Genomic DNA, 5,280 nt, shown 5'->3' on the forward strand with positions numbered 1-5,280 from the left:
GCAGTGGTTGAGTGGGCTCTACTACGCTGATTTCATCAGCTTTTACAGCCCTACTCAACTGTGCGGAGGTGGGACGACGAAATCGAATTCTAACGAATTACCGATTTCTGTCCCACTCTCTTTTTGGAGGGCCATACAATATCCGACTTCTTTTTTAGTATCGGTGATTTTTCTACATCATTGATTACATTCGATGCTAATGGAAGGAGGAATTAGCCTGTAGAAACAGCATAAATTCCTCCTTCCTTTTAATCATTCAACTTGCATGCCTATTTCTTCTTGCAAACGAGCTCGGAAAACAGCTGGTTCAATGCTACTTGATTGGGTAATTTGCTGAACCACAGCTTCTTTGTATGTCTCTACAGATTGGTAGATTTCCCGGATGCGCGCTACAAAGTCAGCTTCTTTTCCTTGTTCAAAGATATTTTCTTGCGCAATATAACGTCGATCATGTAAGGTGTGTGAAAAGCCTAGAATAACTTGCTGGTGTTCAAATGCTTTACGAACAATACCTTGTACCTCGCCATAGTGGTTAATATCCAAATAAATACTTGACTGAACCAATAATTCTTTGATTCGATCTTGACTAATATTTTGGTATAAAACAACGTTAGGATAGCGGACCATTGAAGAAAGTACTGGAGACATTTCCGTTAACGCTGCAATTCTAAAAGTAACATCCGGCAACTTCTCTACTAGCTCCGTTAAAGCCTCAATTTGATCAGAATTAGTCAAGACAAAGGTATCCTTACGAATATCTTCTTTAACCTGAAAATCATAAATGTAGCCCAACGGCATAAAGAATCTGTGTTGTTCTGATGATGTTAATTCTAAAGCACGTTGGTAGGTGCTATTCTGAGGAATCACAATTTTATTGGTACGCAAATTTGGAGTAGATAAAATAAACTGCATATTTCCAGGCAATTCATCATAAAGAGGTTCCTGCCAAATTAAGAGATCATGCCCCTCAACACCTTTATTTCCCAAGTGTAGACTGACATTGAAGGAGAGGGCCAGTGTATTATAGATCACTTTATCTAGATTAAAACCTCTATATTCTAGATAGAACATGAAATAATCTAAGCGACTCTTGAAAATTTGCATAGGGGAATTAGGCAAGGTTAAGATCAAATCACCTGTTTGATGATTTTCTGTCAGGCGCTCAATCGTTCCCTCCAAATAAGTGGTCACTAAGGGTTGTCCTTGACCATCACAAGTCGTAACAGCAATCTTGCGACCGTATTGATCATAGCGCTCGATTATCACAACTTGACTTTTGTCATCCAACCACTCTACACGTTCAACAATACGTTTATAAGAAGCTATATGATAATAAATACGAGCCTTCTCCTGACCATAATAAGTCACTTTCCCCATATTGTTATCACCAGAAAATTCCCAAAAATCTGGAACTAGGACTTCATTAAAATAACGTCCTCGTTTTTCACCTTCTGGCTGTCCTAAGAAATAAAGGAAAGGAGACTCTACACCGTCTGGCAAGAAACCATCTGGCTCTAGAACGACTGTCGGATGATGAAAACCAGACTCCTGCATAGAATGAAGCAAATCTTGGCTCTCACGAGAATAACTATCAAATACATTCAGCATGTGTCACCTCTTCTATCAATTGAGACCAAGCTTCTTCTACTCGGCTGGTCAAAAAGTCTTCCGCACGCGTATAAGATGCTTGGCGCATATTCGCTAGCTCTTTATTTTGGTAGAGCAAAACAATCTTTTCAGCATAGGAAGAAGCAATATGATCCACCACTTGATCAGAAGAAGATGGAATCAGATAGCCGTTTCTTCCTTCTGTGACAAAAGTCTGATTGCCATAAGGAACATCAAAACCAATAATCGGAAGACCAGAACCGATAGCCTCCATCAAAGTCAAACCAAAGCCTTCGCTAGTTGATGCAGATAGGTAAACTTCATAGTTCTTATAAATCTCTTCAAGATTGGCATGTCCTTTGAGATGGATATAATCTGTCGCCCCCAATTCATCGATAAGAGAGCGCAACTTCCCCTCTTCTCCACCATTGCCATAGATATCAAAGGATAACTCCGGTAACTCTTTTTTGGCACAGACCACTGCTCGGATCAACCAATCAATATGTTTCTCAGTAGCTAAGCGAGAGGCGGTAATCATAGAGAATGGCTTGCGATTTTCATTTTGTGGCAGACTTGCAAGGCTACCAACTGGAATGGTATAGATAGCTGGCCGATGGTTGGTGTATTTGGCAAACTGCTCTGCCAAGATTTCTTTTTGGCGATCAGTAGCGACAATAAAGAAGTCCACCTTGTCTGCATTGGTAAATTGGTAGTCGTAATAGTTATTCCACAGGATGTACTGATCATCAACATTATTGGCACTAAAATGCTCTGCATGAACAACCACACCTAGGCGAGCTTTTTGGGCTTCTTCAAAGATAGGCTGTCCGATATTAGTTTCCCGATCTAAAATAACCAAATCTTGTTTGGTCAATTGAAGGGTCTGCATAAAGTAACGGATCAATTCTTGCCGACCAACTAGGAAACGATCTGGAAAACGGTAGACTTCACGACCATCCGCCATTTGCATGCTGTAAGCAACACTTCCATCTTCATTATAAAAACGACGCTCAATCAAAGTAGCTTGATTATTCTTAGGAATAAAGTACTCGGTACAGTAACGAGTGTAAGAGAAATAATCCTTTCTCACCAAGATCCCTCTGGATACATACTCGCAACGTTCTACATAGGGACTGTTTTCTTCTCGCAGGTAGCAGGTCAAAAAGTTGTCTTGGTCCTCATAAAAGAAACGCTTGATTTTACCGTCAACTTCTTCACGAGTGGGTTTTCCAGCAAATCCTGCTAAGACCTGATCAATCGTATAGGTCGTAGGTGCTATCTTTATATCCGTGAAATAGCTGTAGAGCCAGATGATTTCATCATTTTTAAAACCGATATTTTCTGTTAGATGCTGGATATTATCGGCTAGGATCATATCCATAAACACAAATTTGGCTGGTTCATGGATATTGCGTAACAACTGGGCACGATAGGCCTGGGCATACTCGACACCACTGCTGGCCCAACCGATTCCCAGGTTGATATTATATACTGTCATAATGTCCTCTTTTGTGGAAAATGCAAAGCGCTTTTCCTTTTTTAATTTCTACATTACAGAATGAGGAGGAAGATACATATCCCAACCACATTTTAACCGATTAGAAAAAATTAATCTTTTCCAATTAATACGACTAACATTATAACACACAATTTACTATTAAACACTGGATGAATACTTCAAAAAACAACATCTTACTACCTCGAAATACTTGTTCTTCAATTATTATTTTAAAAGTTTCTTTTTATCATATCCATTATATATAAAAAGGGAGTGAGACTGAACGAATTTAAACTAAATTCGTTCGTAGTCCCACCCCTTTGAAGGTTATATAGCATAAGATTATAGCTAAAAGAAACTTTCTTTATAAGTTCTCACCACTACCTCGAAGCAGTGTTTCAATCACTTATAACTATTAGTCATCGAAGGTTGGACACTTTGTTTCCAACCTCTCTCGTACTGAAGAATAAAGGTGAATTAACTTCACTACTGTCCAGTTACTCCATCTTCATCCTCATCTTTTCTTCTTTTAGCAACAACTCCCAATCCGACTAAACCTGTTAGTAGACCAAGTCCCAGGGCAGCTGTATTAGCTGACTGATCACCTGTTTGTGGCAATTTCGCATGTGTCTCTGACGACTGTGCTGAGGTTGAAGCTGAAATACTTGTACTTAGAGAAGCACTCATACTTGCAGATTCGCTCGCACTCGTTGAAGCACTCTGTGAAGCTGAGGTACTTGCTGATTCTGACGCACTTGTCGAAGCACTTTGTGAGGCAGAGGTGCTTGCGGATTCTGATGCACTTGTCGAAGCACTTTGTGAGGCAGAGGTGCTTGCGGATTCTGATGCACTTGTCGATGCACTTTGTGAGGCAGAGGTGCTTGCGGATTCTGATGCACTTGTCGATGCACTCATTGAAGCAGAGGTGCTTGCGGATTCTGATGCACTTGTCGATGCACTCATTGAAGCAGAGGTGCTTGCGGATGCTGAGGCACTCGTTGAGACACTTTGCGATGCAGAGATGCTATCAGATACAGACACACTAATAGAATCCGAGATAATAACACTATTAATATCAATGCTATCAAGAGAGTGGATCGCAGGCTCTCCCTTACTTGTAATGACAGAGTTTGATGCACTGGTTGATGCACTCAATGAAGCACTTGTTGAAGCACTTTGTGAGGCTGAGGTACTTGCCGACTCACTTGCACTCGTTGAAGCACTTTGTGACGCTGAGGTACTTGCTGATTCTGATGCACTCGTTGAAGCACTTTGTGACGCTGACGTACTTGCTGATTCTGACGCGCTGGTTGATGCACTCATTGATGCAGACGTACTTGCGGATTCGCTGGCACTTGTTGATGCGCTTTGTGAGGCAGACGTACTTGCTGATTCTGACGCACTTGTTGAAGCACTTTGTGATGCTGAAGTACTTGCTGACTCACTTGCGCTGGTTGAAGCACTTTGCGATGCCGAGGTACTTGCTGACTCAGACGCGCTAGTTGAGGCACTTTGTGATGCAGACGTACTTGCTGATTCTGACGCACTCGTTGAAGCACTCATTGATGCAGATGTACTTGCTGATTCGCTCGCGCTGGTTGAAGCACTCATTGAAGCCGACGTACTTGCGGACTCTGACGCGCTGGTTGAAGCACTTTGTGATGCACTTGTGCTGGCTGATTCGCTGGCACTGGTTGAAGCACTTTGCGATGCGCTTGTACTTGCTGACTCACTTGCACTTGTCGAAGCACTTTGTGAAGCAGATGTACTTGCGGATTCAGACGCGCTGGTTGATGCACTTTGCGATGCGCTAGTACTTGCAGATTCACTTGCACTTGTTGAAGCACTTTGTGAAGCAGACGTACTTGCTGACTCTGACGCGCTGGTTGAAGCACTTTGCGATGCGCTAGTACTTGCTGATTCTGACGCACTTGTCGAAGCACTTTGCGATGCGCTAGTACTTGCAGATTCACTTGCACTTGTTGAAGCACTCATTGATGCAGACGTACTTGCCGACTCACTTGCACTGGTTGAAGCACTTTGCGATGCTGAGGTACTTGCCGACTCACTTGCACTTGTCGAAGCACTTTGCGATGCACTTGTGCTTGCGGATTCGCTGGCACTTGTTGAAGCACTCATTGACGCTGAAGTACTTGCGGACTCTGATGCACTTG

At 42.3% G+C, this 5,280-nt stretch carries 3 protein-coding genes; all 3 read right to left on the bottom strand.

What is annotated here, in order from left to right:
• Positions 1-252 precede the first annotated feature (252 nt).
• The gene (gene gtfB / locus PCY07_RS10310) at positions 253-1,608 is read right to left on the bottom strand and encodes an accessory Sec system glycosylation chaperone GtfB (RefSeq protein ID WP_301356711.1); all 1,356 of its coding nucleotides are present in this window, start codon (positions 1,606-1,608) and stop codon (positions 253-255) included.
• Positions 1,592-3,106 (bottom strand): accessory Sec system glycosyltransferase GtfA, encoded by a 1,515-nt coding sequence (gene gtfA, locus PCY07_RS10315; RefSeq protein WP_215195224.1) that lies wholly within the window; start codon positions 3,104-3,106, stop codon positions 1,592-1,594. The genes gtfB and gtfA overlap by 17 nt, the downstream gene beginning before the upstream one ends.
• Positions 3,107-3,592: 486 nt before the next feature.
• Positions 3,593-5,280 (bottom strand): LPXTG cell wall anchor domain-containing protein (locus tag PCY07_RS10320; RefSeq protein ID WP_301556742.1); only part of this gene is annotated, 1,688 nt, incomplete at its 5' end.

The sequence above is a fragment of the Streptococcus sp. SP1 genome (genome assembly GCF_030440005.1).
GTDB lineage: Bacteria > Bacillota > Bacilli > Lactobacillales > Streptococcaceae > Streptococcus > Streptococcus parasanguinis.